The sequence below is a fragment of the Microcoleus sp. FACHB-68 genome, from assembly GCF_014695715.1.
In the GTDB taxonomy this organism is placed as follows: domain Bacteria; phylum Cyanobacteriota; class Cyanobacteriia; order Cyanobacteriales; family Oscillatoriaceae; genus FACHB-68.
In genome coordinates, this window is record NZ_JACJOT010000008.1 from 1,115,979 (window position 1) to 1,139,231 (window position 23,253).

At 45.1% G+C, this 23,253-nt stretch carries 6 protein-coding genes; 2 read left to right on the top strand and 4 right to left on the bottom strand.

Features of this window, described 5'->3' with window-relative positions; all coding sequences use genetic code 11:
• Positions 1 to 187: 187 nt before the first annotated feature.
• A complete protein-coding gene (locus H6F73_RS13485; RefSeq protein WP_190759227.1) occupies positions 188 to 5,650 on the bottom strand; it encodes an ATP-binding sensor histidine kinase in 5,463 nt (1,820 codons plus the stop codon).
• A gap of 577 nt (positions 5,651 to 6,227) precedes the next feature.
• Here H6F73_RS13485 and H6F73_RS13490 point away from each other — a divergent pair.
• A complete protein-coding gene (locus tag H6F73_RS13490; RefSeq protein WP_347239533.1) occupies positions 6,228 to 8,294 on the top strand; it encodes an acylase in 2,067 nt (688 codons plus the stop codon).
• A gap of 105 nt (positions 8,295 to 8,399) precedes the next feature.
• Here the strand turns inward: H6F73_RS13490 and H6F73_RS13495 are convergent, their stop codons facing one another.
• The 3 genes from H6F73_RS13495 to H6F73_RS27015 form a co-directional block, all read right to left on the bottom strand.
• A complete protein-coding gene (locus tag H6F73_RS13495) occupies positions 8,400 to 9,695 on the bottom strand; it encodes an MFS transporter (protein ID WP_190759229.1) in 1,296 nt (431 codons plus the stop codon).
• A gap of 238 nt (positions 9,696 to 9,933) precedes the next feature.
• A complete protein-coding gene (locus H6F73_RS13500) occupies positions 9,934 to 11,097 on the bottom strand; it encodes a PepSY-associated TM helix domain-containing protein (RefSeq protein WP_190759230.1) in 1,164 nt (387 codons plus the stop codon).
• Positions 11,098 to 11,320: 223 nt separating this feature from the next.
• Positions 11,321 to 14,098, bottom strand: coding sequence for a TonB-dependent receptor (locus H6F73_RS27015; protein WP_190759231.1), 2,778 nt, complete (start codon positions 14,096 to 14,098; stop codon positions 11,321 to 11,323).
• A 541-nt stretch (positions 14,099 to 14,639) separates the two neighbouring features.
• Here H6F73_RS27015 and H6F73_RS13510 point away from each other — a divergent pair.
• Positions 14,640 to 23,231 (top strand): non-ribosomal peptide synthetase, encoded by an 8,592-nt coding sequence (locus H6F73_RS13510; protein WP_190759232.1) that lies wholly within the window; start codon positions 14,640 to 14,642, stop codon positions 23,229 to 23,231.
• The last annotated feature ends 22 nt before the right edge of the window (positions 23,232 to 23,253 follow it).

Below are 23,253 nucleotides of genomic sequence, written 5' to 3' on the forward strand. Positions count from 1 at the left end.
CTCTAGGTTTAAGACACTCAACAGATTAACCCTTTTGGAGGGGGTTTGGGGGACGCAACCGTCCCCCAATGGGGGGTTTGGGGGGAAGCCCCCCAAGGTCTTTCTGCCTTTCATCCAATTGAGATTGGGGCAATCTGATTCAGGTTGCCCCAATTTTATGAGCAGCAAAGCAAAAAGTTTGCAGAGTTTAGCCGGCATCATTTGAATAAACAGCCGGCACTTCAAGAATAAACTCAGTTCCCTCTCCGGGTGCCGAGACACAGCTCAATTTTCCCCCGTGTTTTTCAACCACAATTTGGTAACTAATCGATAATCCTAATCCAGTGCCTTTACCCACCGGCTTTGTTGTGAAGAAAGGATCAAACAGACGTTGCGTCACTTCTTCAGGCATCCCTGGCCCATTATCAGAAATCCGAATCACCAGCCAGCCGGCGCTGAGTTCTGTGCGAATTTTGATGCGATTGGGATTTTGTTCAATTTCCTTGTAGGAACGATGCCGGTTGCTCTCATCTAGCGCATCAATTGCATTTGCCAAAATGTTCATAAACACTTGGTTAAGCTGGCCGGCATAACATTCTATCTGAGGCACTTCCCCATATTCTTTCATCAGAAGAATTGCCGGACGTTCTGCATTTGCTTTCAGGCGATGTTGCAGAATCATTAGTGTGCTGTCAATACCCTGATGAATGTCTGCCGGCTTTTTCGCTTGCTCATCCACGCGGGAGAAATTGCGTAACGACTGCATAATCTCCCGAATGCGCTCTGTTCCCACCTGCATAGAAGAAAGTATTTTAGGCAAATCTTCAATCAAGTAATCAAGTTCGATTGCTTCTGCTTCTTCTTGAACTTCTGCTGGTGGGTTCGGGAATTTTTCATGATATAAATTCAGAAAGTTGATCAAATCTTGTACATAATTAGAAACGTGGTGCAGGTTGCCGGTGATAAAGCTAACGGGGTTATTCACTTCATGCGCGATTCCTGCAACCAGTTGCCCCAAACTTGATATTTTTTCGGTTTGAACCAGTTGACTTTGAGTTTGTTGCAGCTTGTGAAACGCTTGTTCAAGTTCTTGGGTTTTTTCGCTCAAGGCAGTATTTTTGACTTCCAGCTCTTGGGAATACGCTTGTAAGTTTTTGTACAAACTAGCGTTTTCAATGGAAATAGCTACTTGAGAAGTCAAAACTTTCAGAACTTCTAAGCGTTCTGGGGTAAACGTTCCCGCTGTCAAGTCATTCTCCAGATAAAGAATGCCGGTTAACTTCCCTTGATAAAGAATGGGCAACCCTAAGATAGACTTAGGTTGGTTTTTCACAATATAGGGATCGGTTGTAAAAAGTCCTTCAGTTGTCGCTGCATCAACAACCACTGTTTTTTGGGTTCTTTCGATATAGTTAATCATCGAAAGTGGCAAATTTTCAACCGCTTCTACGGGAATCGCGTGCAGCACTGAACAAGTGTGGTTGGCCACATTTTTTTCTGCAACCACCACCAATTTTTCTGCTTCTTTAAGCAGGAGAAATCCTTTTCGCGCACCGGCATTTTCAATCAAAATGTGCATTAATTTTTCGAGCAGCCGGTCAAGAACAATTTCCGAAGAAATAGCAAGCGAAGCTTTCATCACCGCCGCCAAATCTAACGCTGCTGAAACTGTTCCCGTTGTCGAGGTTGTCGTCCGCGTCACTTCAAGATTGCTGGTTTCTCTAGCAAGTAGGCGAGCGAAGAAACCTGGATATCTTGAAGCCAAATCTTTTGCTTTTGCTACAGCTCCCCAACGGATATAGCAGTAGTAAGCTTCAGTTAAATAAGCTTGAGCGATCTTCTCTTTCTCACACTCAAAATAGAACTGCGCCGCCAGTTCATTTGCCATCGCTTCTTCTTGAACATAGCCTTGGTTTCTGGCTGCTTTTATGCAAATGTCATAAAATTCCATTGCAACCAAAGGTTTGCCTAAAACCCGTGCTTTTTCTGCTTCTACTAGATCGTACTTGTGTTGGAAGTTTGCGGGAGCGTGCTGCGCCCAGATTTTCATCTGTTTTTGGTTGGTTTCTACTTGCTCTAAGAATTGTTGCTGTTCGCTGGGGTTGGCTTGGGGATAATGAGCGAGGAGTGCCAGAGAGTGGTAGCAATTAAGGACGGCAACCTGCATAAAACCAAACGCAGAGCCGGCTTGTTCTGCTGCCAAAGATGCTGATTTTATTGCAGCTTCAAAATCTCTAAACTGATATAAAAGAATGGTTTTAGCGACATAAAACACAAATAAAACTGTTCCCGTTTTCGCTTCAATTAAACGGGGTAACATTTGAGCTTCATCAAAACTCTCGCCAATTAACAGATATTTATCGGCTGCTTTGCCTTGAAAATTTAGCCCTAATTGTCGCCACACACTCGAAAAGTGAATGGGTATTTCTTGCTTAATTTTTATGGCTAGATCAATGTAAGGCGCTTGTTGTCGTACCGCAGACTCTAAGCTTTTTTCGGTAAAAAATAAGTAGCCGCAATAGTTACCGATACAATATCCACCCCATTCGATATCTCCAGTTTCCAGTCCACTTTGAACGCCTTCTTGGAAGGAGGTTACACTGTTTTTCGCGTGTTCTGTCCAGCTTCTAATATTGGCGTTAAACAAGTTGTAAACTTTAGCCTTGAGTTCTTTGGCGTCGAATTGCTCTAGCAGTTTTAAAGCGATTAAGCCGGCTTGATATCCTGCATCCAGTTTTCCGAGTCCAGACAGCAACAAGCCATAGAAACCATAGGCAAATGCTGAAAGGGCTGAATTTCCGTGTTCAATACAAAGATTGATCATCGTTAATATTACTTGCGGAAAAATCTCAGGTTTTGCCTGAAAAACCGGCGTACAGAGGAGTTTTAAAATCCGCATAGCCGCAAGCTTTTGCGGATCAGTCATGGTGGGAATGTTTTCTAATTCCGCAAGTTCGGGCAACTCAACCACTAAACTGTCTTCGCTGCTGAGTGTTAAGAGATAAACGCCCAAGCTTTCCAAAACTTGCAAGCCGGTATCAACGGCTTTGATCATCTCTAGTTGAGCAATATAAACCTGCATTTGCAGTTCATACACTTTGACTTTGTCAAGTAGAGAGGTCACTTGTTCGCCGGCAACTGCAACTAAGCTGGCTGCCTTGGTAAAGTTGATGTTTAAATATTCCGCTTCTACGGCTTCTAAATGCAGGGACAGCGCGAGATCATAGTGACTCTGCCAACTGTTTGCCGGCAACAGTTTTAATCCCACGGTTAAATACCTAACAGCCGCTTCATAAGCTGCCGCTGCTTTCGCTTTTTTACCGGCAATCAGATTTAAGTTGGCAAGTTCCTCTTTTTCCGTTTCATTGGAGATTAGTTCCAAACCGATATTGAGCTGATTGACAATATCAAAGATATTTTCTTCTAGGGCAAATTTCGCTGTTTTCTGCAACAGCAGTTGGCCAATTTTTAAATGAGTGGCTTTTTTCTGGTCTTCGACAATTAAAGAGTAGGCAGCTTGTTGCACCCGATCATGCAAAAACTTGTAGCTAACCCTAATTTCTTCAAAAACTAAAGCACCCTGTTGGGTTTGGTCAAAAAATAAGGGGATTTTGTAGGCATTGCTCAACGGTAAAATTAAGCCGGCTTGCAGTGCATCCCATAGCTCATCGGCAGTGGTTAACACGGATTGCTCGTTGACAATGGCAAGCACATCTAAGCTAAAAGAGTTGCCAATACAGGCGGCTAGTTTTAAAAGGTATTGGGTTTTTTCCGGCAGCTTTTGAATGTTCCTGGCAACCAGTTCGACAATATTGTAATCGGTAATTCCAATGGCTTGGATTTGATCAATGTTCCACAGCCAGCGACCTTCAAGGAAATCAAAATGCAAAAGCTTCTCAGCATGAAGTGTTTGCAGTAATTGAGTCAAGAAGAAGGGATTACCGGCGGTTTTATTAAAAACTAGCTCAGCAAGTTCTTTCGATCTTTCTTTTTCGTGGAGGGTATCGGCAACTAATTGCTGAACATGAGGGAGCGCTAAAGGCTGGAGCGTGATATTATTCACAATTGCTCCGCCAGATTTAATCTCATCTAAAGTCAACATTAACGGATGAGTTGGGCTGACTTCATTATCCCGATATGCCCCAATCATCAGCAAGTATTGGCTGTCAGGGTCAGCAATTAGCAGATGAATTAACTTTAAGGAAGCGCTATCTGCCCATTGCAAGTCATCGAGGAACAAGACAAGCGGATGTTCTTTTCGGGTAAAGACATGAATGAATTGTTTAAACACCCGATTAAAGCGATTTTGGGATTCAGCAGGACCCATTTGAGGGACAGCCGGCTGGTTTCCGACTATCAATTCAACTTCGGGAATCACATCAACAATCACTTGACCATTCGCACCCAAAGCATTTTCTAGCTTTTCTTTCCAAATAAAGATGCGATCAGAACTTTCTGTTAAAAGCTGTCGGATCAATTCGGCGAACGCTTGAATTAAAGCCGCATAAGGAATATTTCGTTTAAACTGATCGAACTTGCCTGCGATAAAATACCCACGCGCCGCAAGAATCGGTTTATGTACTTCTTGAACTAAACAAGATTTACCGATTCCTGAGTAACCGGAAACTAACATCATCTCGGAACGGAGAACGCCCACTCCCTCTTTCAATTTTTTGCTAGGTTGCCTTCCAGCAACCCGGTCAAAAGCATCCATTAAGGTGATGACTTCTGCTTCGCGCCCATACAATTTTTGAGGAATATAAAATTTTCCAGATTTATCTCGTTTGCCTGGAGTAAAATTTTTAATTTGTTCGGCTTTTTGTAGATGAATCAAGCACTCTTCTAAATCCACCTTTAGCCCCTGAGCGCTTTGATATCTGTCCTCTGCATTTTTAGCTAAAAGTTTTATCACAATATCAGAAACCGCCCCGAAAATTTCCGGAAAAGTAGGGGTTTCATCAAGCGTTTCTACAGCATGAGGAGGAACCGGCTGCTTAGCAATATGGCAGTGAACAAGTTCTAGTGGATCGGTGGAGGGAAAGGGAAGCGAACCTGTTAGCATCTCATAAAAAGTGACGCCTAAAGAGTAGAAATCGGTGCGGTAATCAATCGAGCGATTCATCCTGCCTGTTTGTTCCGGTGACATATAGGCAAGGGTGCCTTCTATCAAATTGGGATTGCTCAGGTTTTGGGTTTCTCTTGATAGCCGCGAAGAAATGCTAAAATCTGTGAGTTTAACCTTTTTAGTTTCTGGATTGATGATGATGTTGTGGGGCTTAATATCTTTATGAATTATCTGATTTTGATGCAACACTGCGAGGGCTGAAGATAGCTGAATTGCAATTAAAAGAAACTGCGTCAAATTAATTTTTTCATGGCTGAGAAATTGTTTAAGAGATTCTCCGCCAAAATCTTCCAAAATTAATGCAACACCGTTATTATAGTTGTCCAAAGCAATCGATCTGACAATTCCCTCCCCATTTAGACTTTGGGAAATTTTGTATTCGTGTCTTAATTGGGTAATTTCTTCTAGGGTAGGATACTCTGCTTTAAGCACTTTAACGATTACTGGGGTTTTATCCAATTGCTTTATTCCGCGAAATATTATCGTTTTTTCACCTTCATGAAGCGGTAAGTCGTTAAGTTGGTAATCAGTTAAAGAGGTGTTCATTTTTGATGAATAAATCTGTAGCTAATGAATTGAAGGAAACAGAAAAGTGAATAGATGAGATTTTTTAATTTAGAAATTAATTATTCTGTAATTTCCAAATCAGAAAATCAGATGAAAATAGTGCAACCCTAACTAAAAACTCAAAACCGTTCGCAATCGCTCCTCAGATTGAGGTTTACAAAACTTCGCTGACAGGTGCCTACCGCTGCCGGCTTGAACGGAAAAATGCCTGTTCCAGAAGGGTGAAGTCGCGATACATCAATAAACTTAACACCTTTTGACGCCGGCTCTTGTCTGTGGTGATTACCCCATCCTTGCTCTATGCTCAGTGTCTCTCTTCTGAAGTCATGTTTAATTTTGCCTACTACTTAGCTTTTTAAAGAATGCCCTAAATTCAAAAATATATTAACTTTTAAATAAAATTAAATATAAAAACATAAATCTTAAATTTCCTTAGAGTAAAAAGGGGAGTACGCTTAACAAAAACCGAATAACCGGATAAATTATTCCTTGTTCAGACCCCTACCTTCTAAAAATGTTCTTAAATCTACCGCTTTCAGCTCGTCTTAAAAGGCGATTGTTACGAATCATTCTATTAATTGCCGGTTTTGTCCTAACTTTGCTTCTAGGCATCTACAGTCCATCCGCCGGCTCACAAAGCAACGAAATTTTGTGGGATACCTATGGCGTTCCTCATATTTACGCACAAGATGCAAAAAGTTTGTTTCACGCCTTTGGTTGGGCGCAGATGCAAAGTCACGGCAATCTGATTTTACGTTTGTATGGTCAAGCGCGGGGACGGGCAGCAGAATACTGGGGGCAAGATTATTTAGAATCTGATCAATGGGTGCAGACAATGGGAATTCCCGAACGCGCCGGCGAGTGGTATAAAGCCCAAAGTCCAGAGTTTCAAACTTATCTTGATGCCTTTGCCGCCGGCATCAACGCTTATGCTAAACAACATCGTGATGAAATCGACGATGAATTAGAAATTGTGCTGCCAATTGAGCCGGCAGATTTACTCGCTCACTTGCAACGTGTCGTTCATTTCACATTTGTTGTCAACCCACAAAGTCTTTCCAATATTGACGAAGACACCAACCCTGCCGGTTCAAATGGTTGGGCGATCGCACCCTCACATTCAGAAAGTGGAAACGCGATGTTACTTGCCAACCCACATCTTCCTTGGGCAGACTTATTTCTGTGGTATGAAGCGCAATTAAACGCCCCTGGAATTGATGCCTATGGAGCAACCCTCGTGGGATTTCCTGTTCTAGAAATTGCTTTTAATAATAACCTGGGCTGGACTCATACGGTCAACACCCATGATGGCTGGGATGCCTACGAATTGCAATTAGCAAAGGACGGTTATCGCTTCGATGGCAAAATTAAAGCATTTGAGACACAAAACAAAGTCTTGAAAGTGAAACAAGCAGACGGTACTCTGCGTGAAGAACCGTTGATCGTGCGGCAATCCATTCACGGGCCGGTTGTCACGCAAAAAGATGATAAAGCCATTGCGCTGCGAGTTGTGGGACTGGATCAGCCTGGAGCTTTAGAAGAGTGGTGGGAGATGGCACGGGCGAACAATTTGACAGCGTTTGAAACCGCTCTTAAACGCTTGCAAATTCCCATGTTTACGGTGATGTATGCAGATCGAGAAGGGCATATTATGCACTTTTTTAACGGTCAGGTGCCGGTGCGTTCTCAGGGAGATTTTGAAGATTGGTCTGGAATTATTCCCGGTGATCAATCTAATAATTTATGGACAAAAAATCACCCTTATGAAGACTTACCCCGTGTGATCGATCCGCCCACCGGCTGGTTGCAAAATGCTAACGATTCGCCCTGGACAACAACATTTCCCCCGGCAATCGATCCAGATAATTATCCTCCCTATATGGCACCGCGTGGCCCGATGAATTTGCGGCCCCAGCGTTCAGCGAAGATGCTGCTTGAAGAGGACAAACTCTCGTTTGATGAACTGGTTAAATATAAGCACTCAACGCGGATGGAATTGGCTGATCGTTTGCTAGACGATTTAATTCCTGCCGCCCGTCAGGGTAGTGAATTGGCGCGTCGGGCGGCTGATGTCTTGCAAAATTGGGATCGCAATGCAGATGCAGATAGCCGAGGTGCCGTGCTTTTTGCATTCTGGGCTGATGCAATGGATTCTGATAATTTGTTTGCGAAACCTTGGAGTGAAAAATCTCCCCTGACAACGCCTGATGGTTTAGCAAATCCTGCCGGCGCGGTATCGGTATTGGAAGCAGTTGCAGCCAAAGTTGAGGCGACTTATGGGGCACTAGATATTGCGTGGGGCGAGATAAACCGGCTTGATTTGGGGGATGTTAATTTGCCGGCAAATGGTGCTGAAGATTTTCTGGGTGCATTTCGGGCACTTGAATTATCTCCCACAGAAGACGGTCATTTTGAAGCAGTTGGGGGAGATTCCTACGTTGCCGTGATTGAATTTTCTCAGCCGGTAAAAGCAATGGCACTGACCAGTTATGGGAATGCAACCCAACCCCATTCGCCGCATCGTGGCGATCAGTTAAAGTTATTTGCCGGCAAACAATTAAGGCCGGTGTGGCGATCTCGTTCAGAAATTGAAGCCCATTTAGCTTCTCGGCAACAGTTTTAATAAACCACAGATAAACACAGATAAATTAGCAATGATCTGTGTTTATCTCTGTATGCCCGCCGGCCCGCTGCGCTATCATCTGCGTTTATCTGCGTTTATCTGCGGTTAAAAATCCTCATCCCGATCTGCCACAAGCGTTTCCACATCGCGCAACCGGCGGAACGCATACCCACTTAACCCAACAAGCAATAAGCAGATTGAGCTAATAACGTACAAAAGCGCCACACCGGCACCGTCACCCGTCCCAAATATTCCCCCAAAAATGGGTGCCAGCGAACCTTGTGGCTTCATCGCCGGCTCAAATACATAATCCGCAAGTGGCCCCGCTATTAAGTAACCGAGTGCTGACATGAGCATCATCAGCATTGAACGAGTGGCGAATACGCGCCCTTGCACTGCCGGTTTAACTTTGGCCAACCAAATCGCATCATAAGAACTACCCAGGAGTGGAAAGTTGACAGATGAACAAAATTGTGCAGGAATCCAAATGAACAGCGTTTGACCGAGGCCAAACACGATTTTACTTGCGCCGGCACCCACCATTCCCAGCAGAAAACCGTTGATTCGACGCTTTGGCCCACCCCAGCCGGTGATGATTAGTGCCCCGATAACGCCGCCGATACCGGCTGCTGAGGCGACGGTTCCCAAGACTCTGGCATCGTTGCCGGTGCGGGCTAAAATCATGGGCGAGTAAAGTGCTGCGCCGATATCGTGGGCAAACCAAAACAGGGAGGCGGATAGCAGCAGCGCTAGCAAACTGGGGCGTTTGGCGATGTAACGGAAGCCGAAACTAATTTCGTGGAGGATGTTTGGCCGGCTTTGTTGCGCTGTTTCGGTAATTTTTGGTTGCGGGATGTGTACGAAGAGGACTGTGGTGACGGCGAGTATAAAGGTGATGAGATCGATGGTTAAGATGCCGGCGAGGCTAATGAGATAGTAGAGGGAACCTGCGAGTGCCGGTGCCATGATATTAGAGCCATAATTTGCTAAAAAGCCAATACTGCTGGCGCGGCTGTACTGCTTTTCGGGCACCATGATTGAGATTGTTGCTGAGTAAGCGAGTTCTTGAATTTGCTCGAAGGTGCCGGTGATTGAGCCGGCTACATATAGGTGCCAGATTTGCAGATTGTGGGTGAGATAAAGGAATAAGATGGCGATGGTTGATAGGCCGGCAATGGTATCGCCGGCTATCATTAAAAGTTTCCGATTGTAGCGATCTACAATAATGCCGGCGAAGGGTGCGATTAAGATTCGTGGGATTTGGCTGAAGAAGCCGAATAATGCTAGTGCTGTTGTTTGTTCTGTGATTTCCCACACCCATATTGTGAGGGCAAAGCTTGACATTTTGCTGCCAAGAATTGAGGCTGTTTGGCCGATCCAAATGGTTAGGAAGGTTCGCACGATAGGTATATATTTTTAACCGCAGATAAACGCGGATGGTTTATGGGTGGGTGTTATGGGTTTTTGGGGGATAAGATTTTTTTAACCACAGATGGACGCAGATAAACGCGGATGGTTTATGGGTGGGTGTTATGGGTTTTTGGGGGATAAGATTTTTTTAACCGCAGATGGACGCAGATAAACGCGGATGGTTTATGGGTGGGTGTTATGGGTTTTTGGGGGATAAGATTTTGATGGTTTAAAACCAGGGCCATTCGGTTAGTCTGAGGGTTTCTTGTTCGTAAACGGGGATGCCTTGGCTGCGGCGGATGGCTTCTTCTCGTCGTGCTTTTGCCCACTGGCGCTGTCGCCACAATACGAGGCCGGTAAGAAATAGGAAGGCGGGGGAAAGACCGATTAATACATGAATGATTCGGGTTCCTATGCCTCCATAGTTGCCGATGTGGAGGGGAAATAGTAAATTTACAATTTTGGTGGCTAAAGGTGTTTTTAAGGCATTTTCTACGCGTAAGACTTGGCCGCTGTACTGGTCAAGATAGATTCTACTATTTCCATTCGGGGTGATTTCTTGGGGAAATTTCTTTCTAACTTGGATAATTTCTTCGGGTTGGCTTGGAAGGGAAATAAAGGTAGTTTTTGCACCCGGTAAGGCTGCATCGGCTTTTTTTAAAATGGCATCAATTGGCATCACCGGCTTGTTTTTGACAACTTTGGATGTTAGTTCCGGCGGATGGGGTGTTTGAGTGAGCGAGTAAACGGCGTTTTCAAATTCGGTGTGAAAAATTATTGCGGTGCCGGTGAAGGCGATGATTATTAGAAAGATGGCTGATAAGATTCCCCCGACTTTGTGGAGATCGTAATTAATTAACCGGCTGGGGGAATTCCAGCGAATTTTGAAGCCTGAAATCAATTTTTTCCAACCTGGCCATAAAATAATGCCGGTGATGCTTAGCAGTAGCAGCAATATCCCGCTGGTGCCAACAACTTTCATGCCGATTTCGCCGGCAAGCAGTTTGTAGTGTAGGTCATAGATAAAAGTAGTTAAGGTGCGTCCCCACTGTTGCGAACCGAGGATATCGCCAGTGTAAGGGTTGAGGTAAAAGAAGAGTGATTCATCGTTTTTTGATGACATTGCGATTTTATAAACGCTATCTATCTTTTGAGGCAGATCGATGTAAGATAGCGTTAAATCGGGATAGGCTGAGCGGACTGTATCAAGGGCTGTTTGGACAGGGATTCGCTCTCCTTGAGGAATGACGTGAAACAGATGGGGATTGAGAAAGTGATCGATCTCTTTATGAAAAACTAAGAAGCTGCCGGTTAAGCCAATTAGAACCAGTATGAGTCCGACTAATATTCCTAAATAGCGGTGTGTACTCAAGGCGAGCTGACGTAATTTCATATTGATTCACCGAATTTGGAAAGGATGGGTACTTAAATTACTTCAGCCGGCTTCTTTCCATCGCTCAAAAACTCTTCCTCCCTTCTGATATCCTGTCGCCTCGCTTACCTGAATAACTGAGTAGGGTGCGTAAGACACACACCCTACACTCAATCAGAATTTGTTTGCCGGCAGTCCTGTTTAAAAGCAGTGAATTTTCCGCTCTTTTTAGCTTGGTTTAGTCTTAAAAAGACAAACTGTAGCCTACAGTAACCGTTCTGCCTCTAGCTGCGGTGTCTAGAGAATCTAGAAAACCACCCAGCCATTGAGATTGGACAGTGGAATACTGCTCATTTAACAAGTTTTGAATGCCAATTTGTAGCGTTCCTCGCCCGATCTGAATGCTGCTGAGGTAGTCTACGGTGATGTAACTTTCAATCGGTGCACCATCCAGTTCAGCTTCAAAGCCGGCACTGCGATCACCACTAAAGAGCAATTGCAAACGATTACTCCAGCCTGGTGTGGTTTGGTTTTCGATATAAGCTGTCAGCTTCACCGGCTGAATTGTACTACTATCAAGCGCCAGATATTCGCCATCTTCATCATCATCACTTTCACCTTCTGTCCAGCTTGCTGTACCGCCGAATTGCCAGTTATCTGTCGGTTGCCAATCAATCGTTGCTTCAGCGCCGTAAATACGTTGTGGGGCACGGATAATTTCTAATCGACCGTTTTCATCCTCTTGCAGAGTGGAACCAAGTTCTGAGGTATTGTAGAAGCCGGCAAGTGATACTTGCACCTGAGACCACTGACCTCGAATGCCAAGTTCGTAGTTATTCGTTTTGATCGGTTCTGTCACCTGCAAATCCGATTCAACTGCAACAAAACCTTCGGGAGGTCTGCGGAGAATACGGCCAAAATCTGGAATGGAAAAACCTTGGGCAAAGTTAGTAAAGAAACTAATTTCTTCCGTGGCTTTATAAACAGCGCCGGCATTAAAAACGGTTGCATCAAAATCCCGTTCTCCGCCTGTAATCGGCTGATCTTCTGCTGTGAGGTAGTCGTCAACAGTCAGGCCAATGCGTTCGTGACGCAAGCCACCACTTAAAAGAAATTGCTCGCTAATATCCCATTGGAGCTGGGCGAATAAGCCGAGGTTATTCACTTCATAAGGGGGTACATAATCGCGCTCTCCGATTTTCCGTAGAACGTTCCCTCCACTTGCATCGAACTCTTCTGTATCGAAAAGTTCAAACTTCTGGCCGATATCCTCCTTCACATAATCAACGCCCCAAAGTAAGCTGGCAACGTCACTAAAAGGGGTGTCAATTTGCAATCTTCCGCCTAAACGTTCTGTTTCCTGTCGGGAGTTGGCAACATCAATCAAGCTTTCAGGCTCGAAAATTCGGTTATCAAAAAACGCACCGCCACTGGCGTTCTGCCGATAGTAGGCTTGAGCTTGAACACGACTACCAAAGATGTTTTCATTGGAATAATCTAGACTAGCCACGGTATTGAGATTTTGTGGGCCAGGAACTCCAATAAATTGTAAGTTTCTTCTCAGCGCTCTGGCTTTTTCGTCATCTTCATCCTGGTCAACGGCGGGATCGGTGATATATTTCACCTCTTGGGTGTCGCGGAAATGATTAAACGTCAGTTGGAGGCGTTGCTCGTCTGTAATATCTAGGCCAACTTTGCCGAGTAAATTAATTGTTGTGCTATCTGAAGCATCGACTTCCGCAAGGGGAATTCGGTCGCCTTCGGCATCAAAAGCTGCGCCAACTTTGACGACTGAGGCGCTGGTGGTAAAGTCAACATTACCCTGCCGGCCAGAAATTCCGTAGACAAGGTTCGATCCGAAACTGTCCTCGATATGGCTTAAGGAGTTCGTCAGATCTGCTTGTATGTTAGAAGTGATGCCCTCTTCACCAGGTGACCGGGTGATGATGTTGATCACACCCCCCGTCGCCCCTTCCCCGTAGACCGCACTAGGGCCACGAATAACTTCAACTCGCTCAATGGCGCTGGGATCGATGGATCGCAGTTCTGTACCATAGGCGGTTGAAAGGTTGGTGCTCACCGGCACGCCGTCAATCAACACAAGAGGCCGGCGACCCCGCAAAGATTGTCCAAATGAACGATAGCTTTGGTTTGGTTGGCCTAAGCCGGGAACCGACTGGCCCAGAACATCCGGTAGGTTTCTGGAAAAGGTTGCCTGTTGTTGGATCTCTTCACGGTCAATCACGGTGACAGAACGCGGCACATCTTCCACTTCTTCTGCCGTTCGGGTGGCAGTAACAATCAGGTCAACAGGTCGCTCTGCTTCTGTTTGAGCGGAGTCAGGCCCAGTGGGAGGCAGTGGCGGAATTTGAACCCCTGGCTCACCCGATGGCGGAGTTGAGGGTGTTTCAAAGTCGGGTTCACCGGCATCTGGAGAAGGTCTGGGGATCGGTGCTTGAGTCTCTGGTTCAGTGTCGGGTGATGTGGGGATCGTTGGTAGTGTGGGTTGCTGACCAGATGGGGGTGTGGGGATCGGTGCTGGCGGCCTTTCAATGCTGGGTTGCTGTGATGGCTTTGTCGGTCTAGTCGGTGCCGGCTGTTGTGCGGTTGTTTCAGTACCGGGGTTGACGCTGAGAACTAGACCCTGTTTGCTATTGCTCACTTGTGCGGTGGGTACGCCTGTCTCGCCGGTGACGATGACTCGAACGCTGTAAGTATCCAGGGGGATTACTTGGATTGAGCTGATTCCCGGTGCTGGATTGTCTTGACGAAACGCATTGCCAGCCGGTAAACGCAACTGAGTGGTGATCACGTCCGCAACGAAGGTTTCACCATAGCTGTAACTGAAGACTTGCAAAGGTTTGCCGTCTGCGGTTTCTAAGATAACCTCCAGGCCGCTTGGTGTCTGGTTGACCCGAACGTTGGTCACTTGCGCGATCTCACTTTTTGCCGGCAAAGCGATTAATACCGATAACGCTCCAGCCAGCCCCAAACCCCTGAGAAATTGCTGTTGTCTGTCCATTGCTCCTCACACAAAAATCGATCCAGTCACACCCGTATGATCTGCCTGAGTTCACGATCCCTCAGTTTTAAAAGCCGTGCTCAGTCTTTAATGAGAAAGAATTTTAATTAAATAGCAAAGTCATCCATTCTGTCAATCACAGTTTAATGACAATGAAATTCATTACTTATTAGGGGGCATCACCCCTCTTGGCAAGTAACAGCATTCATGAAAGCACGAAGAACGCACATTAGGCAACCCCATGACAAAATCCTACCTTCAATAGCTGACAAAGATTATCCAACAGTCCTGGCAAACTTCAAAAATTTAGAACCAGCCTATTGACAATTAGTTGCAGCATGGTAAGGTAAATAACTGTCAAGCCTGTTACAGATTGCATCAAGGCACTGACAGGCCGGTGAGGGCACTAGAAGTAAAACGCGCTCTCGCAGATTCCCAACTTAAACAGCTATAAGCGTTTACTGACAAGGCTTTCAAGCTTTTACGGGATAATTTTGACTTTTCGCAGCCGTGTTCAACACTTTGGGGTTGATAGAGATCAATGGCCGATTATTCTCAGAACTTTTCGCAACGCTCCCTGAGTTGTGCCAATTTAGTGGAACTCCTGCGCTACAGAGCATTCCACCAGCCAGAAAAGATCGCTTATACCTTTTTGCCAGAAGGCGAAACTGAAGAAATCAGCATTACTTATCAAGAATTAGACCGGCAAAGTCGTGCGATCGCAGCCTCGCTGCAATCTTTGGCTGCGAGTGGAGAACGTGCTTTGCTGCTATATCCCGCAGGACTTGATTATCTCGTCGCCTTTTTCGGGTGTTTATATAGCCAAGTGATCGCAGTTCCGCTTTACCCACCCAAGGTGAAGCGCAATTTATCCAAAATTCAAGTTATTGCAACCGATGCACAGGCAAGTTTTGCACTGACAACCACGCGAATTGCCGGTAATTTAGAAGCGATATTTGAGCGAGCGCCGCAGTTAAAAGCAATGCAGTGGTTGGCGACTGACGCGCTAATTGATCAGGAGGAAGCGTGGTTTGAGCCGGCGATCAACCCTGATGATTTGGCTTATTTGCAATACACCTCTGGCTCCACCTCCACTCCGAAAGGCGTGATGATTAGTCACGCCAATGTACTGCACAATATTGATTGTATTGATCGCGGTTTTGAACATACACAAGATAGCGTTGCCGTGACATGGCTGCCCCATTTTCACGATATGGGGTTAATTGATGGATTATTAAAACCACTTTATAAAGGAATTCCCTGTTATTTCATGCCGCCGGCAGCGTTTATTCAGCGTCCGGTTCGGTGGCTGGAAGCAATTTCACGTTATCAAGCAACCCATAGCGGCGGGCCAAATTTTGCTTACGATCTTTGCGCTCGTAAAATCTCGCCGGCGCAACGAGCGACACTAGATTTAAGTAGCTGGCGTGTGGCTTATAACGGCGCAGAACCGATTGATAAACAAGTTTTAGAACAATTTTTTAAAGTATTTGAACCTTGCGGTTTTCGTTGGGATGCCTTTTGTCCGGCTTACGGAATGGCAGAAACAACGCTAAAAATTTCTACAGTTCATAAAAAAGATGCGCCTGTTTTCCGAGCTGTGGAAGCAGCGGCGCTTGAAAAAAATCGCGTTGTAGAAATTGCGGAAAACGAAGAAGGTGCGCGAACCCTGGTTGGGTGCGGTTATCCTGATTTTGATATTAATGTTGCGATTGTCAATCCTGATTTGCTGAGCCGCTGTGCTGATGGCGAAGTGGGTGAAATTTGGGTTGCCGGTTCTTCGGTGGCGCAGGGATATTGGAGCCGGCAGGAAGAAACAAAAGCAACCTTTCAAGCATATCTTTCTGATACCGGAGAAGGGCCGTTTTTACGCACGGGAGATTTAGGCTTTTTTCATAAAAAAGAGTTGTTTATTACAGGCCGGCTCAAAGATTTAATTATCATTCGAGGCCGTAATCTTTATCCCCAAGATATTGAGAGAGTTGTTGAGCGCAGCCATCCCGCTTTAAGACTGGCTGCCAATGCGGCTTTTTCAGTACAAGTTGAGCGAGAAAAACAGCTCATTGTGGTGCAAGAGTTAGAATCTCGGCAAGCACCGGATATAGAAGAAATTGCCGCAGCCATTCGTCAGGCAATCGCTGAAGAATTTGAGGTAGAAGTCTATGGAGTCGTGTTAATTAAACCAACGACGATTCCAAAGACAACCAGTGGAAAAATTCAGCGTCGCGCTTGTAAGACGGAATTTTTAAACGGCAGTTTAGAGGTTTTAGGAAGTAGCCTTTTAACGTTAGTCGCAGAAAGTGAGACGCGGTTAACCCGTGAAATATTGTTGGCAGAGACTCCAGAAGCACGGGTGCCGGTTCTGGAAGCTTATCTTTTAGAGCAAGTGACGCGAGTCCTGCCGGTGAAGCTACCTATCAACTCATTGCAGCAGCCTTTAAATAGCTTAGGACTTGATTCTTTAAAAGTTTTTGAGTTAAAAAATCAAATTGAAACTGACCTCGGAGTGAGTTTATCGGTTGCAGACTTTTTTGAGGAAATCAATCTGGCTCAGTTGGCTGCACAAATTCTTGAGCAAGTGGCAGGAATCCCGGCTATATCAGCAATTGTGCCAATTTCTCGCAAAGAGAATATCCCGTTATCTTTTGCTCAAGAGCGGTTGTGGTTTTTTGATCAATTAGAGCCGGCAAACCCCTTTTATAATCTTTGCACGACGATCCATTTAACAGGAAACCTTGATGTAGAAGCACTGAGAAAAAGTTTAAATGAGATTGTCTGCCGGCATGAAGTGTTAAGAACCACATTTGCGTCGGTAGAAGGGCAGCCGGTGCAGGTTATTCATCAAAATCTCGATTTTGAAGTGCCGGTTGTCGATTTCCCTCAAACTGAAAATCATACATCCCCTTATAAAGGGGGGGATCTGATTCAAGATTTCATTCTTCAGGAAGCGCGAACCCCATTCAACTTAGAACAAGACTCTTTATTACGCGCCAAACTCCTGCAACTATCTGAAGGCGAACACGTTCTGATTTTGACAGCGCATCATATCGTATTTGATGGCTGGTCAATGGGCGTTTTCATGGGAGAAATTGCCACACTTTATCAAGCTTTTTCCACAGGGAACATAGCGTCACTTCCTTCTTTGCCAATTCAGTATGCAGATTTTGCAGTTTGGCAGCGTCAGTGGTTGCAGGGAGAGGTTTTAGAAACACAGCTAAGTTATTGGAAACAGCAGCTAAGCGGAAGCCTGCCGGTGTTAAATTTACCCACAGATTTTCCCCTTCCTGCGGTTCAAACGTTTCAGGGAAAACGGCAAACGTGGGAGTTTTCTAAGGGTTTAACTGAGGCGGTTTGTGAATTAAGCCGGCAAGAAAAAACAACTTTATTCATGACTTTGCTGGCAGCATTCAAAGTATTGTTGTACCGCTATACCGGACAAGAAGATATTTTAATTGGTTCGCCGGTTGCTAACCGCAATCAATCAGAAATAAAACCCTTAATTGGCTTTTTTGTCAATACTTTAGTGCTGCGAACTGATCTGGCCGGCGATCCCAGTTTTCGAGCGTTATTGAGTCGAGTTCGCGAAGTCGCTTTAGGTGCTTACGCTCATCAAGACTTGCCCTTCGAGAAGCTGGTAGAGGAATTGCAACCAGAGCGAGATTTAAGTCATTCGCCGCTATTTCAAGTGGCTCTTGTCTTCCAAAATAACTTGACCCAGACTTTGGACTTGCCGGCACTGAAATTCAGTTCACAGGAAGTAGACACCGGCACCGCTAATTTTGATTTAACTCTATTTTTAGAAGAAACTGAACAGGGACTAATCGGAACTTGGGAATATAACACTGATTTATTCCAAGCCGGTACGATCACTCGAATGATGGGGCATTTCCAAACGCTACTAGAAGGAATTGTTGCAAACCCAGAACAGCGAATTTCCGAACTGCCGGTGCTGACTGAAACCGAAAAACATCAACTATTAGTGCAGTGGGTTAACCCAAGCCAAAAACCAAACACACCTGAAGAAAATCTCTGCATACATCAGCTATTTGAAGCCCAAGTTCAACGCACACCCCATGCAGTTGCCGCAATTTTTGAAAATCAGCAGCTAACTTATCAAGAACTGAATGAAAAAGCAAATAATTTAGCAAATTACCTGCAAACTTTAGGAGTCAAACCCGAAGTTTTAGTCGGAATTTGTGTTGAACGTTCCCTAGAAATGCTCGTGGGAATTCTAGCAATTCTTAAAGCCGGCGGTGCTTACCTGCCAATCGATCCATCCTCTCCAAAAGAGCGCCTTGCTTTCATGCTTGAAGATGCACAGGTGCCAATACTGCTGACTCAGAAACAACTGTTAGAAACCGTATCGAACTACAGCGGTCAAATCCTATGTTTAGATGAAAATCAAGAATTTATTACCGAAAAAAGCCCAGAAAATCCTCTCAGCAATGTCTGCGCCGGCCACCTCGCTTATGTCATTTATACCTCTGGCTCAACCGGCACACCCAAAGGCGTCACAGTCACCCACTCAAACGTTGTCCGTTTATTTGCCGCTACACAACCTTGGTATAATTTCAACGCCGAAGATGTCTGGACAGTTTTCCATTCAATCGCCTTTGACTTCTCCGTGTGGGAAATTTGGGGAGCGCTGCTTTACGGAGGCAAACTTGTTGTCGTTCCCTACATAACCAGCCGCTCACCTGCAGATTTTTATCAGTTGTTAAATGAACAGAAAGTCACTGTTCTCAATCAGACTCCTTCGGCTTTTCGTCAACTGATTAAAGCGGAAGAGTCTAGAGAAAGCTCTGAAGAATTAAACCTGCGTTTAGTAATTTTCGGCGGGGAAGCATTAGAGTTGCAAAGTTTGAAACCCTGGTTTGAACGGCACGGCGACAAAACCCCACAATTAGTGAATATGTACGGGATTACAGAAACCACCGTTCATGTCACTTATCGTCCCCTAACAAAGGCTGATCTGAATGCAACCGGAAGTGTAATTGGTCGGCCAATTCCTGACTTACAAGTGTATTTATTAGATAATAATCGCCAGCCGGTTCCCATTGGGGTTCCGGGTGAAATGTATATTGGGGGTGCCGGTGTGGCGCGGGGATATCTCAATCGCCCAGAATTAACCGCTGAACGATTTATTTCTAATTGCTTCAGCGACGAGCCTGAAGCACGACTTTATAAATCTGGGGATTTAGCGCGTTATCTGCCAAATGGAGAGCTTGAGTATTTAGGAAGAATTGACCATCAAGTAAAAATTCGGGGATTTCGCATCGAACTGGGAGAAATAGAAGCGGCTCTCAGTCAGCATCCATCTGTCGAGAAAGCGGTTGTGATTGCTAGAGAAGATGAGCCGGGCAATAAGCGAATAGTGGCTTATCTTGTGGCTAATGAACCCTTAATAGATAGTCAAGGTTCTCCGATAAAATCTAGCGAATTGCGAAGCTTTTTAAAGGAGAAACTGCCGGAATATATGGTGCCGGCTGCTTTTGTGTTCCTCGGTTCTATCCCGCTGACCTCTAACGGAAAAATTGACCGCTCAGCGCTGCCGACTCCTGATACCTCTAGACCGGAATTAGAGTCTGCTTTCGCGGCACCTCGCACTCCACAACAACAGCAGCTTGCTGATATTTGGGCGAATGTTTTAGGTGTTAAACAAGTCGGAATTAACGACAATTTCTTTGAATTGGGAGGACATTCTCTCCTGGCAACTCGACTGGTTGCAAAAGTGCGTGAAACATTTCAGGTGGGCTTACCTTTGCGCTGCCTATTTCAATGTCCTACTGTCGCAACTTTGGGCACTTTGATCGCACAACAAGCCAAACAAATAGATGAAAAACTGTCTATCAATTCCTTACCTGCAATTGTCCCAAATCAAGACAGCCGGCATCAACCTTTCCCGCTAACTGATATTCAGCAAGCTTACTGGATTGGTCGCAGTAGGGCATTTGAATTAGGAAATGTTGCCGCGCATATTTATGTAGAAATTGACACCGTTAATTTAGACTTTGAACGATTCAATAAAGCTTGGCAAGAACTGGTTGAACGTCATGACATACTGCGGGCAATTATCTTACCAGACGGCCAACAGCAGATTTTAGAAAAAGTGCCAGCTTATCAAATTCGAGTTTTAGATTGGCGGCAACAAAGTTCTGAATTCATCAATGCTCGACTAGAGGAAGTTCGCCGTTCATTATCTCATCAAATCTTACTCTGTGATCGCTGGCCTTTGTTTGAAATTCAGGCTTCTCAATTAGATCAGCAAAAAGTTCGACTTCACTTCAGTTTTGATGCCTTAATTAGCGATGCTTGGAGTTTTCAAATACTTGGACAAGAACTAGCCAAGCTTTATCAAAATGCAAAAAATAGGCTGAATCCACTTCAAATATCTTTTCGAGATTATGTGTTAGGTGAAATCGCTAGCCGCAATTCAGAACAGTACCAGCGATCTTTAGAGTATTGGCAAAACCGGCTTCCCAGTTTACCCCCAGCACCCGAACTCCCTCTAGCTCAAAATCCTGCTGCAATTAAACAACCGCGTTTTGTGCGCCGCAGCGGTAAATTAGAGGCAAAAACTTGGCAAAAACTGAAAGATAAAGCTACCAAAGCCAGCATCACTCACTCAGGAATTTTGCTGGCTGCCTTTGCGGAAATCTTAACAGTTTGGAGCAAGACTCCTCGATTTACGATTGGTTTAACTTTATTCAATCGCTTGCCATTGCATCCCCAAGTTAATGAGATTGTTGGAGATTTCACCTCATTAACTTTGCTGGAAGTAAATAACGCCACACCGGCACCCTTTGCACAGCGAGTGCAGCGCATTCAAGAACAACTTTGGGACGATCTTGATCACCGTTATGTTAGTGGCGTTGAAGTATTGCGGGAGTTAAGCCGGCACCAAAACAGAATTTCAAGCGCCATGATGCCGGTGGTGTTTACCAGCACATTAACTCAGGATGCTCAAAGTGATGAACAAAATTTTCCCTTAGATTGGTTAGGAAAGTTCATTTACGGTATCACCCAAACGCCCCAAGTTTTTCTCGATCATCAGGTATTTGAAGAAGCCGGCTCGCTCGTTTTTCACTGGGATTGTGTTGAGGAATTGTTTCCTGTCGGAATGCTGGACGATATGTTTGCCGCTTATTGCAACTTCCTCCAACGTCTAGCAAATGAAACAGAAAGCTGGCAAGAAATTCACCCTGAATTATTACCCTCGGCACAATTAACGCAACGCAATGCTATCAACGCCACCGACGCGCCTGTGCCGGCAGCGACGCTTCACAGCTTATTTAGCGATCGCGTGCCGTTGCATCCTAAAAAAGCGGCTGTGGTAACAAGCGATCGCACTCTAACTTACGAAGAATTACACCGGCATTCCCATCACCTCGCTTGCCGGTTGCAACAACTCGGTGCACGCCCAAATACCCTAATTGCTGTCGTTATGGAGAAAGGCTGGGAGCAAGTTGTTGCCTGCTTAGGCATTCTCATGTCTGGCGCAGCCTATGTGCCGATCGATCCTGCACTCCCGTCGGCACGGCGATCGCATCTATTCGCACAAGCAGAAGTGCAGATCGCTGTCACTCAATCTTGGCTTGACACAGCCTTAGAATGGCCAGAAAATCTTCAAAGAATCTGCCTTGAAGATAATGAAGCATTGGGAGAAAACTCCTCTCTCATCCCTCATCCCTCGTCCCTCATCCCTGAAGAAAATCTCGCTTACGTTATTTACACTTCTGGTTCCACCGGCACTCCCAAAGGCGTAACGATTAATCATCGCGGGGCTGTTAACACAATTGTTGACATTAATCAGCGTTTTAACGTGGGAGAAACTGACCGAGTATTTGCACTTTCTTCATTGAGTTTTGACCTGTCAGTTTATGACATCTTTGGCACTCTAGCTGCTGGGGGAACCCTTGTTATTCCCGAAGCCAGTAAAACCCAAGATCCTGCCCATTGGGCAAAGTTAATGCAGCGCGAGAAAATTACGATTTGGAATTCGGTTCCTGCCTTAATGCAAATGATGGTGGAATATGCAGCTAATACTCCTAAAATCCTTGCAAGTTTGCGCTTAGTTTTGCTTAGCGGAGATTGGCTGCCCTTAACCTTGCCGGTTCAAATTCAAGCCGCAGTTAAAGGGGTAGAAGTTATTAGCTTGGGGGGTGCAACGGAAGCCTCGATTTGGTCAATTCTCTATCCAATTAAACAAGTAAACTCAGCTTGGAAAAGCATTCCTTACGGGCAAGCGATGAAAAACCAGCGCTTCTACGTCCTCAATGAAGCGCTAGAACCTTGTCCCGTATGGGTTCCAGGACAGCTTTACATCGCCGGCATCGGACTCGCTCAAGGTTACTGGCGCGATGAGATAAAAACGGCTGCGAGCTTCTTCACCCATCCTCGCACCGGCGAAAAGTTGTACCGCACAGGAGATTTAGGACGTTTTCTCCCCGATGGCAATATTGAATTTTTGGGAAGACAAGACTTTCAAGTTAAAGTCGGTGGTTATCGCATTGAATTAGGAGAAATTGAATCAGTTTTGATGCAACATCCAGCCGTGCGAGAAGCTGTTGTCACTACATTCGGCGAACAACAAAATAAGCGTCTCGTTGCTTATATTATTCCTGAGTCTTCTTCTTCAATTTCTGAAGCTTCATCTTTCAAAGAGTTGCAAAACTTCTTAAAAGAAAAGCTGCCCGAATATATGGTGCCGGCAACCTTTATGAAACTGGATACTCTGCCCTTAACTTCTAATGGCAAAGTGGATCGCAAAGCACTTCCCGCACCTAACTTTATAAAGTCTGAATTGGATGAAAACTTTGTTGCACCTCAAACGCCGGTTGAAGAACGGTTAGCCAGAATTTGGTCTGAACTTTTAAGTTTAGAACAAGTCGGAATTTATGACAGTTTCTTTGAACTGGGAGGAAATTCCTTGCTAGCGACTCAATTGTTAACTAGACTGCGCGAAACATTTCAGGTAGAGTTGCCCCTGCGGGATTTATTTGAAGTTCAAACGATTAGCGGACTTTGCGAAAAAATTTCCCAAGCTAAGAAGAAAGGCGAAAAACTCCAAGAACAGGAAATTGTGTCGGTTTCTCGAAAAGCCTATCGCAAGAAATTGTCTTCATTAAGCTAACTGCTAAAAACCGCCGGTAAGC